This is a genomic window from Pedobacter sp. HDW13 (assembly GCF_011303555.1).
GTDB lineage: Bacteria > Bacteroidota > Bacteroidia > Sphingobacteriales > Sphingobacteriaceae > Pedobacter.
The window spans coordinates 6,180,531-6,200,060 of record NZ_CP049868.1; the positions used below are offsets into that span (position 1 = coordinate 6,180,531).

Consider the following 19,530-nt stretch of genomic DNA (forward strand, 5'->3'; position numbering starts at 1 on the left):
GGTTTATGACAAATCCACTAGTAAAACGATCCGTGTATTCTGAGAATCCGTGGCTATTTTAACTAAGTAAAATATAACTAATAACATCTGTGCATCCGTGGCTATTTGCTAACGAAATTATACTCCTATGCTGTAATTCTTTTGCCCAATATGGTCAGGCTTTTTTCTACGCCATCTAAAACGGCGATATCAGGAAGTTGCCCCCATTGCTCGAAACCAAATTGCTGAAACAGGCGCAGGCTGGGTGTATTGTGCGAGAATATAAAACCAATGAGGGTCTTGATGCCGTAATTGGGCGCCTGGCTTATGCAGTACTCTAAAATCCTTTTACCAAGACCTTTACCCCTGCTTTCAGTATCGATGTAAATGCTGATCTCGACAGTGGCCTGGTAAGCTGGCCTGCCGTAAAAAGATTGAAAGCTTACCCAAGCCAGCGTACAGTTTTGAGTATCTTCTACTACCCATAGCGGCCTGGTGCTATCGTGCTCATTAAACCATTGTTCGCGACTGGCTACCGATACGGGCTCAGTATCTGCAGTTGCCAATCTGGTAGGTACGGTAGTGTTATAAATTTCTACAATTCGGGGCAAATCGTTTCGGGTTGCAGTCCTGAATTTTAATGCGTCCATATTAGTTTTTGTTTAAATGGGTTGTAAGGGTTTTACCTGCCGTCCTAAACATATTTCTAAAAACTTTTAACTTAAGCTCGGAGATGCCCATGCCAGCAAAGATAAACAGTCCGCCAATTAAAAGCTGCCAGGTAATTACTTCGCCAATGAGATAAGCTGCCGCAAGTGCTCCGAATATGGGTTCTAAAAGATAAATTACCGACACCCTTTCGGCACTGATGTATTGCTGTGCCATGTTGGATACGGAATACATGTAAGCAGTTGAAAAAAGCGAACAGAAAATAACGCCAAACCAAAAGGTATTGTCGGCTGGCAACAAGCTTTCTGATGTACTCCAGGCAACCGCCACAAAAGTAAGCAGCGCACAAGTGGCAAACATGGGTACAATGGTAGCCACAATATCTATCCTGGCCGATTCTTCTTCAACCCTGATCAGGTAGTAGGCAAAAGCGATGGCACCGCCAATGGTAAACATATCGCCTGCATTAACTGAAAAACCATTTTTAACAGAAATAATAAACAACCCTACTAACGAAAGGCTTGCAGCAATCCAGATTTTAAGGTTGGGCACCTTTCTATACATGGCCATTTTTAACATGGGTACAATCACCACACAGGTTCCGGCCAAAAATGCAGATTGCGAAGCCGAAGTGAGTTTAATACCCAAAGTTTGCAAGCCAATCCCAAGCATCAGCGGAATGGCCAGTAAGGCTCCTGAAACAATGCTTTTATAATTAAGATGCTTTAACTTTTTGCGAAAAACAATCGACAGGACAAGCGTTGCCCCCACAAAACGATAAAGTAAAAAAAGTTGTGGTGAATGATTGCTAATCGATAATTTAGTTACCGAAAAAGATATACCCCAAAAAGCGGTGCCTATAACGAGTAATACCAGGAAAATATTTTTTTTGCCCATGTCTATAATTGTTTTTTCATCATCAGATCGGTCTGCTCATCGTTGCCTAACCGAAAAACATGTGAGTTAAATACTTCGAAACCCGCTTTGCTGTAAAAACGGAGCGCCCGCTGGTTATTTTCCCACACACCCAGCCAAATGTTTTTACATTGAAGCGCTTCGGCTACCTCGAAGGCTTTATTTAACAGGGCCTGCCCAACCTTTTGACCATGAAAAGCCGACAGCACATATATCCTTTCAATTTCGAGCGCTTCTTCCAGTTCTTGCTCGGTCTGCGCATCACCCGTATTCAGTTTTAAATAACCAACTACATTTCCTTCAGAAAAAGCAAAGTAAAACTGAGAGTTGGGGTGCTCAAGTTCTGCCATCAGTTTATCATACGAAAAACTCGAATCGAGGTAGGCTTTCATATTAGCTTCGCTGGTGGTATCGGCAAAGGCTTCTAAAAAGATTTGCCGGCTAATCGATTGCAATGTTAAAATAGCTGACGGGCCGACCTGTTGTATGGTTAATTGATGCATTTTTATGTTGTTTGCTGGCTTGTAAAGCAGATTGATAATACAAAGATAAGTCGCTTAATAATTCAATAAAATGCTATTTTATCATTTATTAATGCATAAATTGCAATAATGGATCTACAGCAAATCAAATATTTTTTAATCCTAGCCGATGAACTTCATTTCTGGAAAACGGCTGCAAAGATGAACATTACGCAATCGGCATTGAGCCGACAGATACAGGCTTTGGAGCAGGAACTGGATATCCAGCTGTTTATCCGTAATAAGCGCAATGTAAAGCTTACAGCAGCAGGCAAGTTTTTGAAGGAGAAATGGACGAAACAGTTCAACGAGATAAGCCATATCCATAAGTTTGCGAGTCAAATTCAGCTGGGCGAATATGGTACCATCAGGATTGCACACCCCGATTCTATTTCGGGTTCGCTGATCCCACAAATTACTTCGCGGATAAATGAGGAGTTTCCTAAACTGCAGATTGAACTGGTGCAGGTGATGTATGAGAACCAGCATGAATTTTTGGCCAACTATAAGCTCGATGTGGTGATAACCCGTGATAAGAATACAATAGATGGGATTAGCGCAAAAAAAATCTATACCGATCACCTCGCGCTGGTTGTACCGGAAGATCACCCGCTTAAAAGTGTTGATGAGCTGAATCGTGAAATACTGGCTGCTGAAAAATTTATTTTGCCCGTTAAGGATGAGGGTAGCAGCTATAACCACATCATTAAAAATGTGTTTAAATCTTTCGGCATACAGCCCAATGTTTACCTGCACTCTGAATTTGGTTCTACTATTATCGCATTGGTGCGCCGGAAACTGGGTGTAGCTATTTTGCCCGATTCGTATATCCATCATGCCATACCAGGCATCAGGTACATTCAGTTACCCTACCCAACCGATCTTTACCTGAACTGGCGAAGCGATGATGAGAACCCGATTATAGCCAATATTATTAAGCTGTTGTTGGAGATCGAGTTGATGCCGGAGGCGTTTTAACCGCAAGGTATGCGCGTGTTATGCCGTGCATCCGTGGCTGTTTTAACCGCAAAGAACGCTGAGGAAAAGCGCAGAGGGCACTGAGATTACAGTAACCACAAATACAATTGTATCTGAGTTGGGAGTAATAAGTTTGGAGTTAGGACTGGCTAAACCTATGGGTTGGCCTAATGAACCAATACTTAGGGTAAGTGGCATACAGCCCTTCGACTGCGCTAACATTGACAAACCCAATAGAAAATCGTCATTTCGACTGAAGCAGCCGGTTTTTCACCGGTAGCGGAACGGAGAAATCTATAGAGACAGATCTAGCTTCGCTGAGCACTAACGTGGTTCTCGGCTGCGTTGCACTCCGCCCGAATGACAACCCCAGAAGGGCTGTTACTAATATTGATTTTTATGAAATAAATTAATCCTCAGGGTCAAAATCGTGTTTAAGTTGCGCCTAATGAGGTTGAATCGGGAATGGATTAAACTATGGGTTAGCCTAATGACAAATGAACCAGTAAACCTTTAGTTAGGCCTGTTTTCGCATAGCCAGCTTTGCATATAGGGAAAAGGCTGGGTTTGATTTTTTTCGGCTTGTATTTTATCGAAAGTCATGCCGCACCATTGTAATAGCGGTACGCCCATAAAAGAACCTTGTTGAAAATTTTCAATGATATTTCTTCCACCTGATTTATACCCATCGTCATGAAACACCACTATCGGATCGATATTAAGGTGAATACAAGCTGCGTAAGACCAGGCAATAGCCATCATCTCGCCGCCCTGGTGGAGATCTGAAGGTGCTAAATCATCGCTCATCTCCTGCCTGATTGCGGGTGGCATGCAAGCCAGGTGCCCGGCTTCATGCAAAATATCGCCTGGATAAAGCAGTTTATTGGTATCGATAACTAAGGTTCCTTCGCTGAGCTTCAACCCCGGAAGAAAGGTTTGACCGTTAATTTCAGTAAGCTTATAAACCAAACCGATCCTATCTAAAAAAGAAAGGATCGGTGAGATTTCTGATAAAAAGGATTTCATGCTGAAACATTCGACAGATAAGGTTATTTCCCCTACCCTGATTTTGCATTTTAAGTTTTATCTAAAGTTGTATTTCAATCCGAGTTCGAATTCGCCGTTTGCATAATTCTGTATATCCGAAGTGTTGGTGGTATACATGGCCAATATCGATAAGCGGTTTTGGTAAGTAGTACCCACCCCTGTGCTGAAACTATTACTGGTGTGATAAATACCGGTAAACAAAAGTTTATTGCCCCAAAACTGTGCATTTAAACCAAGATCAACAATATCGCGGTAGTTATCAATACCTCTGTAGCTTACTTTTGGCTCGATAACACTCAGCACTTTATCTGGATTAAGAAATTTGTAGCTTACCGATGCAAAATAAGAAGCACGGTCTACCACTGTTCTTTCATCGTCGCGTTTCAAAAAGCGCTTCAGGTTTAATACCGATCCCTGAACGTTGAAATGCTGACTGCGGTAAGCTATACCGAAATCGCCATCAAAATACAGTTTGCGCTGGTTAAAATTAGTTAAAGAAATATCGCTCTGGTTTCCTTTAATCTTTGTCATATCGATCCACTCGTTCATGATGCCTGCTGAGAGACCAAAATCAAGATAATCGGATCCGTTGTTAAGTGGCAGGTGGTAAGCATATGTACCTTTAAAACTGGTACGTTGAATTACACCGATATTCTCATTATAAAATGATGCACCTACACCAACCTTATTGTTATTGGCGCCATAAGCTGCCGTTACCGACTGCATGGCCGGAGCCCCCTCTATTGCTGTCCATTGTGCCTTATAAGCTGCAGCAGCTTCCCAGCCCTTTTCAATACCTGCCATGGCCGGATTGCTAAGGTAAAGGTTTTGGTAATACATACTGCCCATAGGGTTGAGCTGAGCAAAGGCCGGGATGCTGAGACCGAACATCACCAATGTGATAAGCATTTTCCTTGTTTTCATCTTTATACTTTTTTATGCCATAACCAGCGGTTTAAACTGGTTATGGCAGGTTAAATCTTAGTTATTACCTACAATTGTGATGTATCCTTTTCTTACTCCGACACCCGGACCAAAGTCGATGATATAGTAGTAAGCGCCTTCAGGAACCAAAGATCCTTTTAAGGTACCACCCCAACTGTTGTCATACCCTTTCATTTCAAATATCGACTTACCGGCGCGATCGAAAATGCGTACGGTGTTGTTTGGATACATGTCAATATTTTCAACAACCCAGGTATCGTTTTTACCATCACCGTTTGGTGTAAGTACGTTCATGATATTCAACACCTGGTAATCGGCCCTTACCTCGAGGGTAAAGGTTTTGGTGCTGCTACGTCCGTACTGGTTAAAACCGGTAACTGTATAAGTAGTATTTTGAGTAGGCCTAACGGTAAGTAAAGCATTGTTTTGGCCACTAAGGATACCATTGGCATTTGACCACTGATAAGTTAATGCGCCTGTTGCAGTAAGTACGGCAACTTCACCTTTACTAATGCTGTTACCTTTGTTGCTGGTAATGGTAATTACCGGTGGCGGGTTCTCGATTACGGTAAACGACTGCACCACATTGGTTGCTGCCTGGTAATCGGCGTTTCCGGCCTGACTGGCGGTGATGTTAATTACACCTGCTTTCAGGATCTCAACCTGGTTACCATTAATAATCCGCGCTACTGCCGGGTTACTGCTGGTATAAGTTACCGTTAAGCCAGAGCTGGCTGTTGCGGTTAAGGTAAAGGTACCATCGGTATCTAATTTATTGGCTAAAGCTGCAAACGTAATGGTTTGTGCAGTTGGATTAACCGTTAGTGTACCTGCAACATAAGTAATGTTATAGTTTGCTGCTGCTGCACCACTTGCTGTAATAGGATAATTACCTGCTGATGATGTTGTAGTAGCGGTTGTACTTAACACTACCGGACTTGTTAATACCGCTGAAGTTTCGGTACCCACAAAACCACTGTAACTTGCTGTAAGTGCAGGGTTAGCTGCGCCAAAGTTTTTGTTTTTATTATCGGCTGTAATTACCAGCGTTTTTCTGGTGATTTGAAGATTAGCTGGCGTGTAAGTAATACTGTAATTGCTACCTGCGCTAAGTGTATTTTGCGCGATCGCATAAGTACCTACTACTTCACCTGCTGCCCTGCTTAATGCACCTGTAACGTTATCGCCTGTTGCTAATGCACCTGCAGCTAAAGCATAGGTTAATGCAGGGTCTGCTTCGCCATAAACTTTTGTCTTAGCATCGGCAGTAACCGTAATTGGTTTTACATCGATGTTTGCAGTTGTAGTAGCTACACCGGCCAAAGTATAGTTGGCAGCTTTGGTACCCGATAACAGTAAACCTGCACCTGTAACCACTTTTGCTGTACCTACATTTTTATCGGCAAAGGTAGCGCTTCCACCGGTTAAGCTTACATCGGCTACATCTCCGGCCAGTACTCCTGTTAAGGTTCTCGTTAAAATAGTAGCTGTGGTATTACCATCGTAAATCTTGTTGCTGGCAGTAATGCTACCGTTAACGGTTTTCGCAGTAATGGCTGCTGTTGTGGTTGCTACACTGGTTAGGCTATAGTTAGCTGCTTTCGCACCTGTAATTGCCATGCCTGCAGCGGTTACAGTTTTACCATTAGCTACGTTTGCATCGGCAAAACTTGCAGTACCACCTGTTAAGGTTACATCGGCAACATCGGCTGTTAAAACACCTGTTAAGCTTCTGGTTAATACGGTGGCAGTAGTGTTACCATCGTAAACTTTATTACCGGCAGTAAATGATCCGGTGATATTTCTAACTCCAATGTTAGCCGTTGTGGTGGCTACTCCGGTTAGGCTATAGTTAGCAGATTTTGAACCGGCTAAAACCATTCCTGTTGAAGTTACCGTTTTACCTGTACCAATATTGGCATCGGCAAAACTAGCTGTACCACCGGTTAAGGTTACATCGGCCACATCTGCTGTAATTACTCCAGTTAATGTTCTGGTTAAAATGCTAGCCGTGGTGTTACCATCATAAGCTTTATTATCAGCCGTAAATGTACCTGCGATATTTTTTGCTGTAATGTTAGCGCTTGTAGTGCCTACTCCTGTTAAATTGTAGTTGGCAGCTTTGGTTCCAGTTAAAGTTAAACCTGTAGCGGATACCGTTTTGGCTACACCAACATTTGCATTGGCAAAGTTTGCTGTTCCACCGGTTAAAGTAACATCGGCCACATCGCCTGCCAATACACCGGTTAAGGTTCTGGTTAGGATATTTGCAGTAGTATTACCATCGTAGATTTTGCTATCGGCGGTAAAGTTACCGGCAATATCTTTAGTGGTAATATCGGCAGTTGTGGTAGCAACCGAAGCTAAAGTATAGTTAGCAGCTTTGGCACCGGTTATGGTCATGCCTACGGCTGTAACGGTTTTACCTGCACCTTTATTGGCGTCGGCAAAGCTTGCCGTACCACCTGTTAAGGTAACATCAGCGGCATCGGCTACTAATACTCCTGTTAAGGTTCTGGTTAATACTGTGGCGTTGGTATTGCCATCGTACACTTTATTATCCGCAGTAAAGTTACCTGTAATGGTTAAACCAGTAATGTTAGCGGTAGCAGTAGCTACTCCGGTTAGGTTGTAATTACCAGCTTTTGTACCTGATAAATTCATACCCGTTGCGGTTACGGTTTTACCTGTACCAATGTTAGCATTGGCAAAGTTTGCTGTTCCACCGGTTAAAGTAACATCAGCAACATCTCCGGCCAATACTCCCGTTAGGGTTCTGGTTAAGATATTCGCGGTGGTATTGCCATCGTACACTTTGTTACCGGCAGTAAAGTTACCTGCAATGTCTTTTGCAGTAATATCGGCTGTGGTAGTACCTACTGATGCTAAAGTATAGTTAGCTGATTTAGCTCCTGTTAGCGTTAAACCCGTTGCGGTAACCATTTTACCTATGCCTTTGTTGGCATCGGCAAAAGTTGCTATTCCACCTGTTAAGGTTACATCGGCAACATCGGCAGCTAATACGCCTGTTAATGTTCTACCCGAAATAGTAGCAATGTTATTGCCATTGTACACCTTATTATCAGCTGTAATATTACCTGTAATGGCCAGGCCTGTAATATTCGCCGTGGTAGTGGCTACTCCGGTTAGGTTGTAATTACCAGCTCTTGTTCCTGTAATGGTCATGCCTGCAGCAGTAACCGTTTTACCTGTACCTACACTGGCTGTTGCAAAACTTGCGGTGCCACCTGTAAGGTTAACATCAGCAATGTCTGCTACTAATACACCTGTTAATGTTCTGGTTAATACAGTTGCTGTAGTATTACCGTCGTACACTTTGCTGTCGGCTGTAAAATTACCGCTGATATTTTTAGCCGTAATGTTTGCAGTAGTTGCATTTACAGTAGTGATATTGTAATTGCCTCCTTTAGCTCCTGCCAATACTAAACCTGATGCATTTACAGATTTACCAGTACCTACATTTTCGTTATTGAATGTTGCAGTACCTCCGTTAACGGTTACATCTGCTAAATCAGCAGCCAGTACACCTGTTAAGGTTCTGGTTAAAATGTTGGCTGTAGTATTACCATCGTACACTTTACTATCGGCTGTAAAGCTTGCAGTAAGGTCTTTAGTTGTAATATCGGCCGTAGCAGTATTAACTGTACCCAGGGTATAGTTGGCTGCTTTGGTTCCGCCAAGCGTCATTCCGGTTGCGGTAACGGTTTTAGCTGTTCCTTTATCGGCATCGGCAAAAGTTGCTGAGCCACCTGTTAAGGTAACATCGGCTGCATCAGCTGCCAATACACCGGTTAAGGTTCTGGTTAAAATCGTTGCAGTGGTGTTACCATCGTACACTTTATTACCTGCCGTAAAGTTACCCGTTAAGGCCAGGCCGGTAATATTGGCTGTGGTGGTAGCCACTCCGGTTAAATTATAGTTTTCAGCTTTGGTTCCATCAAGGGTCATGCCTGTTGAAGTAACTGTTTTTCCTGCGCCTACAGTTGCTGTAGCGAAGGTAGCTGTACCACCAATTAATGTTACATCAGCAACATCAGCTGGTACTACGCCTATTAAGCTTCTGGTTAAGATACCTGCTGTGGTATTACCATCGTAAGCTTTATTGGCAGCAGTGAAAGTTCCGCTGATATCTTTTGCTGTAATATTCGCTGTAGTAGTATTTACGGCAAATAAAGTATAGTTACCTGCTTTAGCACCTGTTAATACCATGCCGGTTGAGGTAACTGTTTTACCGTTTCCGGTATTGATGCCACCAAAGGTTGCTGTTCCACCTGTTAAGGTTACATCGGCAAGATCGGCTGCTAATACTCCTGTTAAAGATCTGGTAAGGATCGTTGCACTATTGTTACCATCGTACACTTTATTATCGGCTGTAAAACTACCTGTTAAGGCCAAGCCTGTAATGTTAGCAGTAGTTGTTGCAACAGACGATAAGGTATAGTTACCTGCTTTGGTACCACCTAAAGTCATACCCGCTGCAGTAACGGTTTTGCCAGTGCCTACATCGGCTGTACCGAAAGTAGCTGTACCACCTGTTAGGTTAACATCGGCCGCATCGGCTGGTAATACTCCGGTTAAGGTTCTGGTTAATACACTTGCGGTGGTATTGCCATCGTAAGTTTTGTTATCGGCAGTAAATGCACCGGTTAAAGCTAAGCCGGTAATGTTGGCTGTAGTAGTAGCAACACCTGTTAAGTTGTAGTTTGCTGCTTTGGTGCCTGTTAAGGTTAAGCCAGTTGCTGTAACAGTTTTACCTGTACCAGCATTTTCGTTATTGAAAGTAGCAGTTCCGCCTGTAGGCGTTACATCTGCCGCATCGGCCAGTAACACACCTATTAATGTTCTGGTTAAAATGCTTGCGGTATTGTTACCATCATAAGCTTTATTACCCGCAGTAAAATTACCAGTGATATCTTTAACGGTAATGTTAGCTGTTGTGGTATTGATCGTTGATAAAGTATAGTTACCTGCTTTGGTACCACCAAGGGTCATACCTGTTCCGGTAACCGTTTTACCATTGGCAACACTTTCATTGTTAAAAGTTGCTGAACCACCGGTCAATGTAACATCAGCAGCATCTCCTGGAAGTACACCAGTTAAGGTTCTGGTTAATATACTTGCATTGGTAGTACCATCGTAAGTTTTGTTATCGGCAGTAATATTACCGGTAAGTACTAAGCCTGTAATATCGGCAGTGGCCGAGGCTGTGGTATTGCCCAGCGTATAATTGGCTGAAGCGCCACCTGTAATGGCAATGCCAGTTACACTTACCGGTTTGCTAGTACCAACACTTGCAGTTGCAAATGATGCACCTGTATTGCTTAAGGTAAACACATCACCCGCAACACGGTTATCGCTAAGGGTTACTGTAGCCGAAGTATTACCGTCGTAAGCTTTATTGATACCAGCTGCTGTTACCGTTAAGGTTTTGGCAGTAATATCGGCAGTGGCCGAGGCAGTGGTATTGCCCAGCGTATAATTGGCTGAAGCGCCACCTGTAATGGCAATACCAGTTACACTTACCGGTTTGCTAGTACCAACACTCGCAGTTGCAAATGATGCCCCTGTATTGCTTAAAGTAAACACATCACCGGCAACACGGTTATCGCTAAGGGTTACCGTAGCCGAAGTATTACCGTCGTAAGCTTTATTGATACCAGCTGCTGTTACCGTTAAGGTTTTGGCAGTAATATCGGCAGTGGCCGAGGCAGTGGTATTGCCCAGCGTATAATTGGCTGAAGCGCCGCCTGTAATGGCAATGCCAATTACACTTACCGGTTTGCTAGTACCAACACTCGCAGTTGCAAATGATGCACCTGTATTGCTTAAGGTAAACACATCACCGGCAACACGGTTATCGCTAAGGGTTACCGTAGCCGAAGTATTACCGTCGTAAGTTTTATTGATACCAGCTGCTGTTACCGTTAAGGTTTTGGCAGTAATATCGGCAGTGGCCGAGGCTGTGGTATTGCCCAGCGTATAATTGGCTGAAGCGCCACCTGTAATGGCAATGCCAGTTACACTTACCGGTTTGTTGGTACCAACACCTGCACTTGCAAATGATGCACCTGTATTGCTTAAGGTAAACACATCACCGGCAACACGGTTATCGTTAAGGGTTACCGTAGCCGAAGTACTACCATCGTAAGCTTTATTGATACCAGCTGCTGTTACCGTTAAGGTTTTGGCAGTAATATCGGCAGTGGCCGAGGCAGTGGTATTGCCCAGCGTATAATTGGCTGAAGCGCCACCTGTAATGGCAATGCCAGTTACACTTACCGGTTTGCTAGTACCAACACTCGCAGTTGCAAATGATGCACCTGTATTGCTTAAGGTAAACACATCACCGGCAACACGGTTATCGCTAAGGGTTACCGTAGCCGAAGTACTACCATCGTAAGCTTTATTGATACCAGCTGCTGTTACCGTTAAGGTTTTGGCAGTTATATCGGCAGTGGCCGAGGCAGTGGTATTGCCCAGCGTATAATTGGCTGAAGCGCCGCCTGTAATGGCAATGCCAGTTACACTTACCGGTTTGCTAGTACCAACACTCGCAGTTGCAAATGATGCACCTGTATTGCTTAAGGTAAACACATCACCGGCAACACGGTTATCGCTAAGGGTTACCGTAGCCGAAGTATTACCGTCGTAAGCTTTATTGATACCAGCTGCTGTTACCGTTAAGGTTTTGGCAGTAATATCGGCAGTGGCCGAGGCAGTGGTATTGCCCAGCGTATAATTGGCTGAAGCGCCACCTGTAATGGCAATACCAGTTACACTTACCGGTTTGCTAGTACCAACACTCGCAGTTGCAAATGATGCACCTGTATTGCTTAAGGTAAACACATCACCGGCAACACGGTTATCGCTAAGGGTTACCGTAGCCGAAGTACTACCATCGTAAGCTTTATTGATACCAGCTGCTGTTACCGTTAAGGTTTTGGCAGTAATATCGGCAGTGGCCGAGGCAGTGGTATTGCCCAGCGTATAATTGGCTGAAGCGCCGCCTGTAATGGCAATGCCAGTTACACTTACCGGTTTGCTAGTACCAACACTCGCAGTTGCAAATGATGCACCTGTATTGCTTAAGGTAAACACATCACCGGCAACACGGTTATCGCTAAGGGTTACTGTAGCCGAAGTATTACCGTCGTAAGCTTTATTGATACCAGCTGCTGTTACCGTTAAGGTTTTGGCAGTAATATCGGCAGTGGCCGAGGCAGTGGTATTGCCCAGCGTATAATTGGCTGAAGCGCCACCTGTAATGGCAATACCAGTTACACTTACCGGTTTGCTAGTACCAACACTCGCAGTTGCAAATGATGCACCTGTATTGCTTAAGGTAAACACATCACCGGCAACACGGTTATCGCTAAGGGTTACCGTAGCCGAAGTACTACCATCGTAAGCTTTATTGATACCAGCTGCTGTTACCGTTAAGGTTTTGGCAGTAATATCGGCAGTGGCCGAGGCAGTGGTATTGCCCAGCGTATAATTGGCTGAAGCGCCGCCTGTAATGGCAATGCCAGTTACACTTACCGGTTTGCTAGTACCAACACTCGCAGTTGCAAATGATGCACCTGTATTGCTTAAGGTAAACACATCACCGGCAACACGGTTATCGCTAAGGGTTACCGTAGCCGAAGTACTACCATCGTAAGCTTTATTGATACCAGCTGCTGTTACCGTTAAGGTTTTGGCAGTAATTGTTAATGCCGTTGCATTACCTGCTGCCTGTACTAAAGTATAGTTGGCCGCTGTTAAACCTGTACCGTTGATTGCGAACGAACCAACTGAACTACTTGCAGTAGCCGTAGTGGTAAAACTCAGTGTTCCTGTTGTAGCATCGCCAATGGTTTGAGAATTTACAAAACCAGAAACTGTTCCGGTTAATGCCGGAACAACAGCACCATAAATCTTCGATTTTGCATCCGAAGTATATGTTAATACTGCTTTGGCAACAGAACTTGTTGGTATATTAATTACTGGTGTATTGGCACCTGTACTGGTTAAAGTTACGCTACCTGTTATAGCAGCATTTGCAGGAGCCGTAGCTTTTAATCTTACATAAACCGTACCTGATATGTTGCCCGAGGTACCGATGGTCACATTCGGACCGTAAGTAATATCATCGGCACTCACCTCAAAATTAGCTGTTGAAGATGGAGTAGCCGTAATACCTGCCGATAAACCTGTACCCGAAACCGAAATACTGGTTGAAGCCGATGCAACACCATAAGTGGTAGTTAATCCGGCGGGGAATGTACTGCCCGCAGTAATGGTTGATGATGCTGTAGTAAAAGTCTGTTGCGGACCATAATTTGGTCCTCCATCGTTAGTAGCATAGGCCCTTACATAATATAAGGTGGTTGATGCTAATCCACTAACAGTTGCTGAAAAAGTACCCGTACCCGTACCATTAGGAACTTTGGTATTGGCTACAGTTGGATTGGGAGTTAATGAATAAACAATACCACGTTCGGTAACGGCAGAACTACCTGCCGCTGTTACATTCCCCCAAGCACTGCCGAGGTAGTGGTAATACTTGTGGCTGCATCGGTAGTTACTGTTGCTAATGAAAGTGTGGTGAACGAACCTTGTAAACCATTAGTAGTACCCACACCATTTACCCCTTTTGCGCGGTAATAATATGTAGTGCCAGGTGTAAGACTGGTTAAACTTCCTGTAATTGCAGTACTGCCTGTACCTGCAGTAATGGAACTTGGTGTTGCATTTACAGAGGAACCGTAAGCATTGGTTGGTCCCCAATCGAAAGTTGCTGTGGTAGTAGCACTATTATCGTTAATTACACCCGACAAAGCAGCCGAAGTGTATGATGGTGTATTGCCTCCCGTGGTAACCGTTGGCGCTGAGCCAACTGTTTCGAATAAACGGAAGTTATCAACTGCAACTTCCTGAGTAAGGCCACCATTTGTGTGGCAATTCATCCGGATATTCAAAGTTGTCCCAGTTCCTGGAATATCTGCCGAATATTCGGCAAAAGCATAAGTTAAGCTGGCACCATCACCCTGTAAATCGCCGGTGGTTTCCAACTGAAGCGTATTGGCCGATCCGGCATTCGATGGAGCAAGATTTGCATAAAACGCAATTGCCCTTACCCACGGACCACCATCAATCTGGTATTCGAATGCCAAAAAATCCTGTTGTGGCGTTGTTGACCCTGATACAGATTGACTATTCCAGGCAGAACCCTGCCACCCACCCAGATTGTCGGCTGCAAAAAGACCTTTAAATGATAAGCCTGTTTTTCCGGCAATATTGATATTGTTCCAGGTTACCTGCTGGTTTGCAGCAATGGAGTTATTGCTATTGGTTGGACCTTTATCAATATCTTCAGCAGCGAAAATTTTGGTTCCCTGAAACCCACTATATGCGCCATTCTGCAAAGCTAGCTGAGCTGGCGTTGTGCGTATAAAATAAGACGCAAATGGTGAACCATTGGAAAATTCAGGAATAGAGTAAGATCTTACTCCCGTGCTTGGTGCCCCGGCATCCTCAAAGGTGTCGCTCCAAAATTGGGATTGTGCACTTGCCCCAATGCTAAAGAAACAGAGGAGCAGTGCAAAAATTAAAGTAAAGTTTTTTTTCATAATTCCATAGTTTTAATTGAATTACTTTTTTTTAAAAAGGTTAATTTAGAACCCCTGTTTTTTCAGGGTGTAACATGGCATATTGCATAGCAGTCATGATACCGTAATCTGTACTGAGAATTTCAACAGCTAACTGTTGGTCATCTCTACAGGCTATGTATATCCTTTCGCTTAACGATACTATTGTACCGGGCTGATTATCGTGAGACTCGTCCAATATGGAAGCCGTAATTATTTTAACCTGCTCACCTTGTAAGGTAGCATCCGCTCCGCCGTTCCATGGATTGCATGCATTAATCAGTGCAACAATTTCTTCTGCTTCCATCCGGTTCCACTTGATATAAGTATCTGATAGTTCCGGTTTTTCATAATAACAAGACAATGATTCGTCTTGTGGTTGATTTGGAATGCTGCTGGCAAACTGTAACATATTGGCCATGTTAAGTACAACCTGCGCCATCCGGTTACTTAACTTCACGGTAAGTTTGCCGTAGGTATCACCGGTTTTGATAGGTACCGGATCGTTAAAAATGATATTGCCCTCATCAAATTTCGAATTCATAAAATGGGCGCATATTGCGGTTTCCGTTTCCAGATTTTTCAATACCTCAAAAATTGGCATCACTCCCCTGTACTGTGGCAGGGGGCCTGGGTGGAAATTGATAAACTTATCTTTTCCGTACGATAAAACGGCTTCATGAAGCAAGAAAGGAAAGGAAATACAGAAAATATAATCAGGCGCAACAGCATCGATCCATTGCCTCATCTCAGACATACTTCTTTTATCTGCGAAAGATTTAAAGCCGATGTGATTTTCTTCAGCTTCTCTTTCCAGTGCTTCTACAATATTTTCGGCTCCTTTGCCTATACCGATGCCGCAAATAAATTTTTCGAATGCAAGCAACTGCAACGATGGGAAAGCAAACTTTCCGCCACATAGTATCAATATTTTTTTCTGCGTTTCCATCATTAAATACAGGTATAGCTATTGTACCATGCCGACATGGCATTATCCAGTTCGTAAGCAGACATTTCACTAAAATGCTCAGGTACATCATCGGCTATGCGCTCTATATGCACTTCACATTTTCCTTCAGCATTTGCAATTATATTCGCGTGATACAGTGGAGCAATCGAAGTATTGGTTTTAGGATCGAAATAAATCCTCCCCTTGGCCCTTCAAATTCGAATTCGTATAGGCCGTTTACAACTTGTGGGATGCTGTTTTTATATGTCTCAATTAAATCCAGTACTTTTAAAGCAATTGAAGCTCCTTCCCAGCCCAATAATGAGAATAAATTAGGCATTCTACCCGCAGCTGTAATGGTATCCATAAAGGCCTCGTTTTCATCAGACACCAGTTTTTTAGACCATGCAGCAATTCCTTTGATCTTATTACCAGGATATTCGGTGTCAGCCAGCATCATTTCCTCAAAACCAAAAGGAGGCAGATAAACCGGTAGGTTTTGCCCATCGAACGACTTTTTGATTCCTTCGAAATACCATTGCACAAAATCGCCACTGAAAATGCTCAACAAAGCACTATCAGGGTATTGCGCCAAATATTCTTTTAAGGGTTCTACTGTAAATTCTTCGGATCGGAAACCTGTGGCATGATTAAAAGTAATGGCACCACCCTTTTCTTCGAATGCTTTGGAAATACTATAGGTATGGAGGTAGCCACCATCGTAGTATCCGGTTACCATACCGGCCGATTTAAGCCCATCATTAGCAGCCTGTTTAGCGGCCAATGAGGCACCCAAAGCATTATGAAGGGAATGATAAAAGATATTGGGGCAACTGGGCCATTCATTCGGTAAATTAGCGCCTGCATCCAAAACGATCAGCATTTTATTGGCAGCTAAAAAAAGAGGCCTCAGCAGCTGTGCCATGCGGTGCCCGATGTAGGCAATTACCACCGAAACATTTTCTTCGAGCAAAAGCTTTTCTGCGCTACGGTAGCACTGCTGTTTTTCTGCTCCAAAACCGATATTTTCAGTAACTATTCTAACGTCACTTCTCCCCTGGTGTTTTAGGCCAGATCGTAATCCTTCATATAAATCAAAACCAATGGTTTGATAGTATGTTGATCTGGGTAATAAAATCCCTATTGTTTGCATAGTTACACTTATCTAAAAAGAGGGAAGTTTAAAAACTCCCCTCCTCTATGTATTTATATTAGTTTCTGCTTGGGAAAATTCCTTGCGTAGCAATAGAGTAATTGATTACCAGATAAGGGTTCAAAATCGAGAAAGGAAGGCCAGATCCAGCAATATCTGTAGTACCTGAAACCTGTGTACCGCCTGTAAATACGTTAGGTGTTGCACCGTTACCCGAAAATATTGAACTGCTTCCTGTAGCCAGATAGTTTCCATCCGCAGCCGATTCGTCAGCATTTGCAGAAGAAGCTTTTAATTTTACCTGAAGCGCATTAGCCGTGTGCACGTGTGCTGGCATGTTCGATGTTAACAAAGTTACACTTGTTGTACCCGCTGCTTCGCCCATTACGTAGTTAGGTAAGCCTGGCCCTTGCCCCTGACCGATAGGCGCACGCCCCTGTAAGTTAGGCAAAGCAAAAGTAGTTTGTCCGTTACCACCATAAGTAGTACCCAATAATGAAAATAAAGCAGTGTTTTGCGCAATCGACAAAATCTGACCAGCACAGGTCATGTAGCCCCTGGGCGCAAAATAGAATCCCAGGATTTTAATCTCTCCAATGAATGGTTCTGTAGACATAATTTTTATTTATATAGTTTAAAAATTGAATTGGTTAAGGATTTTGTATTATTCTAATTTGGTGCAACAGGGTTAAAATTATTTTCAGAATGGCGAAGTAAGCTGATAACTGTACAATTCCCTGCTTAAGATTTATAGCACAGTTAGTACTATCCGATCTCCTGTTAAATGATTAATTTCAGGTAGTTATTTTATTGAAATTTAGAAATCCTGCGACAGCAAATAATAAAGTAGCGATAGGTCCGTTATTACCCATATGCTGCTTTTGTAAAAAGCTTAAGCTGCCAAATCTTTTTGAGGTGGAATTAAAGCCCCTGTTAATATCGTAGTGATACATGATATTAGCCTGTTTTTGATTTACAGATTGGGGAGAAATAGTACGAATTGCTATAGCAAGCGCTCCTGTTGGGCCTGCCAACAAAAGATTATTGCTTAACAAAACGTTCCTATCCAGAAAAGAGCGTCTGTAGGTGTTCATAAAAAATTCAATATGGGATGATTGTTACTGTAAAGATGGGACAATTTTAGCTATAGTACAAATACTACAAATCTACAATTACTTAAACAAACCCTTTCAGTAGATAAAACATTTAAAATAGTATACAAAATAGCCTTTTTAGTAGTTAACAAGCAATATTATTTATTTATTGACATATGTCAATATTTACAAAAAAACAAATATTTTTTCTCAAACAACCTTAAAAACCAACACTAATGAGTACAATTAATACTACAAAAAACATCATTTTAGCCAATAATTAACATAGTGAATAAGTTGGTTTTTACATTTACTCAGATTAGCTGGGAAAGAATTCACAATTAAGCGAGATTCCAGTCCCTTCTAGAAAGTCATTCATGCTGCCCGTGCGGTAAAATCTAACTTGAATTTCGCTTAGCTCTTACTATGGTAACTTAACCGCTATAAGTGACTCAATTTGATTAAGTATTGTATTTACTATGCTTTGTTTTGATCAGGCTTAAACTTTCGGATACGTGTACAGCTTGACTTGCACCAGGTACGCGTTGTTTCAGATCAACCGAAATTTTTTGTTTAGTACTATCATATACAAAGCTTACTTGTGATACAGATTGTGCAGCATTATAATTCTGTCCTAATAAAACTTCTTCTTTTTCAGCATTTTTGATTGCCAGGAGTAGGCTCCGCCCCATTTTGGTGTTACCCCCAATAACCAAATCTACCTTTGTGCTCGATGCAGCCAGATCATGGTTGTTCTCCTTGCCATTTAAATCAAAACCTAAATGAGATAAGCAAACCACCAAATCACATGCTTCAACTTCTTTTAAATATTTAGCGATATTGTTTAAAGCCTCAACCGGATCAGATACTTTTACACCCGTCATTCTAGTTGTTTCTCCAACCCCGGTAACTCCTACCCTATATTTACCATAAGTAATTACCTGATAACTTTTTACAGCCTTTTGCACCTTTTGATCTTCAAAATGGTAGTTGCAGCTTAATAGATCGAAAGCCATGTGTGGAAGTAAATTGGCAAAAGCATCAATGCCTTGTTTTAAGTCGGCAGCGCTAAGATTAACCGCATGGTAACCTACCTTATTCATCCATTGGATGGTTTCGGTATGGTTATTTCGATTAAAATTTAAAAATCCACCGGCATCCAACAATAAAGTAGAAACCAGTTCGTTATTGATGGTAGTTCTTAAAGACTTTAAGCCACCAAATCCCTGGGAGGTTGAATCAACAGCGCCACAAATATCATTGCTATACATGATATTAACCTGTTTTTGGTTTAAAGATTTGGTATAGATGGTACGGCTTGCTTTAGCGAGTGAATCAATTGGACCAGCCAATAAGAGACTACTGCTCAGCAAGACGTTCCTCTTTAAAAACGAGCGTCTATTGGTATTCATAAAAAGTATAATAAGGATGTTTGTTTCCGTAAAGATGTGACAATTTTACTTATAGTACAATCACTACAGGCTTACATTTATACCAAACCCCACCTTCAGTAGGTAAAACACTCAAAATAGTATATTAAAGTAACTTTTTAGTAGATAAGAGAGAGCATTGACACCTGTCGATATCTATGAAAATTAGAAAAATAAGTCATTTTAAACCACACAAATCA

At 42.5% G+C, this 19,530-nt stretch carries 12 protein-coding genes; 1 reads left to right on the forward strand and 11 read right to left on the reverse strand.

The genetic code is table 11. The features are described 5' to 3' along the window. Positions 1-125 precede the first annotated feature (125 nt). Genes G7074_RS25590 through G7074_RS25600 form a run of 3 tightly spaced genes read right to left on the reverse strand, consistent with a single transcriptional unit; the run spans position 126 to position 2,066 of the window. Positions 126-629, reverse strand: coding sequence for a GNAT family N-acetyltransferase (locus G7074_RS25590; protein ID WP_124559756.1), 504 nt, complete (start codon positions 627-629; stop codon positions 126-128). Position 630: 1 nt separating this feature from the next. Continuing rightward, positions 631-1,545, reverse strand: coding sequence for a DMT family transporter (locus G7074_RS25595; RefSeq protein ID WP_124559755.1), 915 nt, complete (start codon positions 1,543-1,545; stop codon positions 631-633). A gap of 2 nt (positions 1,546-1,547) precedes the next feature. After that, a complete protein-coding gene (locus tag G7074_RS25600; RefSeq protein WP_124559754.1) occupies positions 1,548-2,066 on the reverse strand; it encodes an N-acetyltransferase in 519 nt (172 codons plus the stop codon). 108 nt (positions 2,067-2,174) lie between these two features. Between G7074_RS25600 and G7074_RS25605 the strand changes: the two genes are divergently transcribed. Continuing rightward, positions 2,175-3,062, forward strand: a complete 888-nt coding sequence (locus tag G7074_RS25605; RefSeq protein WP_124559753.1) for a LysR family transcriptional regulator — start codon at positions 2,175-2,177, stop codon at positions 3,060-3,062. A gap of 513 nt (positions 3,063-3,575) precedes the next feature. On the opposite strand, the gene G7074_RS25610 is transcribed toward G7074_RS25605, so the two are convergent. The 8 genes from G7074_RS25610 to G7074_RS25645 all read right to left on the reverse strand — a co-directional run bounded on the left by G7074_RS25610 (position 3,576) and on the right by G7074_RS25645 (position 19,312). Next, positions 3,576-4,088 (reverse strand): hypothetical protein, encoded by a 513-nt coding sequence (locus G7074_RS25610; protein WP_124559752.1) that lies wholly within the window; start codon positions 4,086-4,088, stop codon positions 3,576-3,578. 57 nt (positions 4,089-4,145) lie between these two features. Beyond that, a complete protein-coding gene (locus tag G7074_RS25615; protein WP_124559751.1) occupies positions 4,146-5,033 on the reverse strand; it encodes a PorP/SprF family type IX secretion system membrane protein in 888 nt (295 codons plus the stop codon). 57 nt (positions 5,034-5,090) lie between these two features. Next, entirely contained in the window at positions 5,091-13,217 is an 8,127-nt protein-coding gene (locus tag G7074_RS25620) for a YDG domain-containing protein (RefSeq protein WP_166212075.1), read from the reverse strand. 365 nt (positions 13,218-13,582) lie between these two features. Next, the gene (locus tag G7074_RS25625) at positions 13,583-14,686 is read right to left on the reverse strand and encodes a fibronectin type III domain-containing protein (RefSeq protein ID WP_166212078.1); all 1,104 of its coding nucleotides are present in this window, start codon (positions 14,684-14,686) and stop codon (positions 13,583-13,585) included. A 40-nt stretch (positions 14,687-14,726) separates the two neighbouring features. After that, positions 14,727-15,656 (reverse strand): methionyl-tRNA formyltransferase, encoded by a 930-nt coding sequence (locus tag G7074_RS25630; RefSeq protein ID WP_205944124.1) that lies wholly within the window; start codon positions 15,654-15,656, stop codon positions 14,727-14,729. 136 nt (positions 15,657-15,792) lie between these two features. Then, positions 15,793-16,806, reverse strand: a complete 1,014-nt coding sequence (locus tag G7074_RS25635; RefSeq protein WP_205944125.1) for an ABC transporter substrate-binding protein — start codon at positions 16,804-16,806, stop codon at positions 15,793-15,795. 58 nt (positions 16,807-16,864) lie between these two features. Further along, positions 16,865-17,422, reverse strand: coding sequence for a phage tail protein (locus tag G7074_RS25640; protein WP_124558467.1), 558 nt, complete (start codon positions 17,420-17,422; stop codon positions 16,865-16,867). Between the two features lie 939 nt (positions 17,423-18,361). Further along, the gene (locus G7074_RS25645; protein WP_166212081.1) at positions 18,362-19,312 is read right to left on the reverse strand and encodes a hypothetical protein; all 951 of its coding nucleotides are present in this window, start codon (positions 19,310-19,312) and stop codon (positions 18,362-18,364) included. Positions 19,313-19,530 lie beyond the last annotated feature (218 nt).

Coding starts and splice junctions, on each gene's coding strand:
- G7074_RS25590 (WP_124559756.1), bottom strand. CDS start 629: ATGGACGCATTAAAATTCAGGACTGCAACCCGAAACGATTTGCCCCGA.
- G7074_RS25595 (WP_124559755.1), bottom strand. CDS start 1,545: ATGGGCAAAAAAAATATTTTCCTGGTATTACTCGTTATAGGCACCGCT.
- G7074_RS25600 (WP_124559754.1), bottom strand. CDS start 2,066: ATGCATCAATTAACCATACAACAGGTCGGCCCGTCAGCTATTTTAACA.
- G7074_RS25605 (WP_124559753.1), top strand. CDS start 2,175: ATGGATCTACAGCAAATCAAATATTTTTTAATCCTAGCCGATGAACTT.
- G7074_RS25610 (WP_124559752.1), bottom strand. CDS start 4,088: ATGAAATCCTTTTTATCAGAAATCTCACCGATCCTTTCTTTTTTAGAT.
- G7074_RS25615 (WP_124559751.1), bottom strand. CDS start 5,033: ATGAAAACAAGGAAAATGCTTATCACATTGGTGATGTTCGGTCTCAGC.
- G7074_RS25625 (WP_166212078.1), bottom strand. CDS start 14,686: ATGAAAAAAAACTTTACTTTAATTTTTGCACTGCTCCTCTGTTTCTTT.
- G7074_RS25630 (WP_205944124.1), bottom strand. CDS start 15,656: ATGATGGAAACGCAGAAAAAAATATTGATACTATGTGGCGGAAAGTTT.
- G7074_RS25635 (WP_205944125.1), bottom strand. CDS start 16,806: ATGCAAACAATAGGGATTTTATTACCCAGATCAACATACTATCAAACC.
- G7074_RS25640 (WP_124558467.1), bottom strand. CDS start 17,422: ATGTCTACAGAACCATTCATTGGAGAGATTAAAATCCTGGGATTCTAT.
- G7074_RS25645 (WP_166212081.1), bottom strand. CDS start 19,312: ATGAATACCAATAGACGCTCGTTTTTAAAGAGGAACGTCTTGCTGAGC.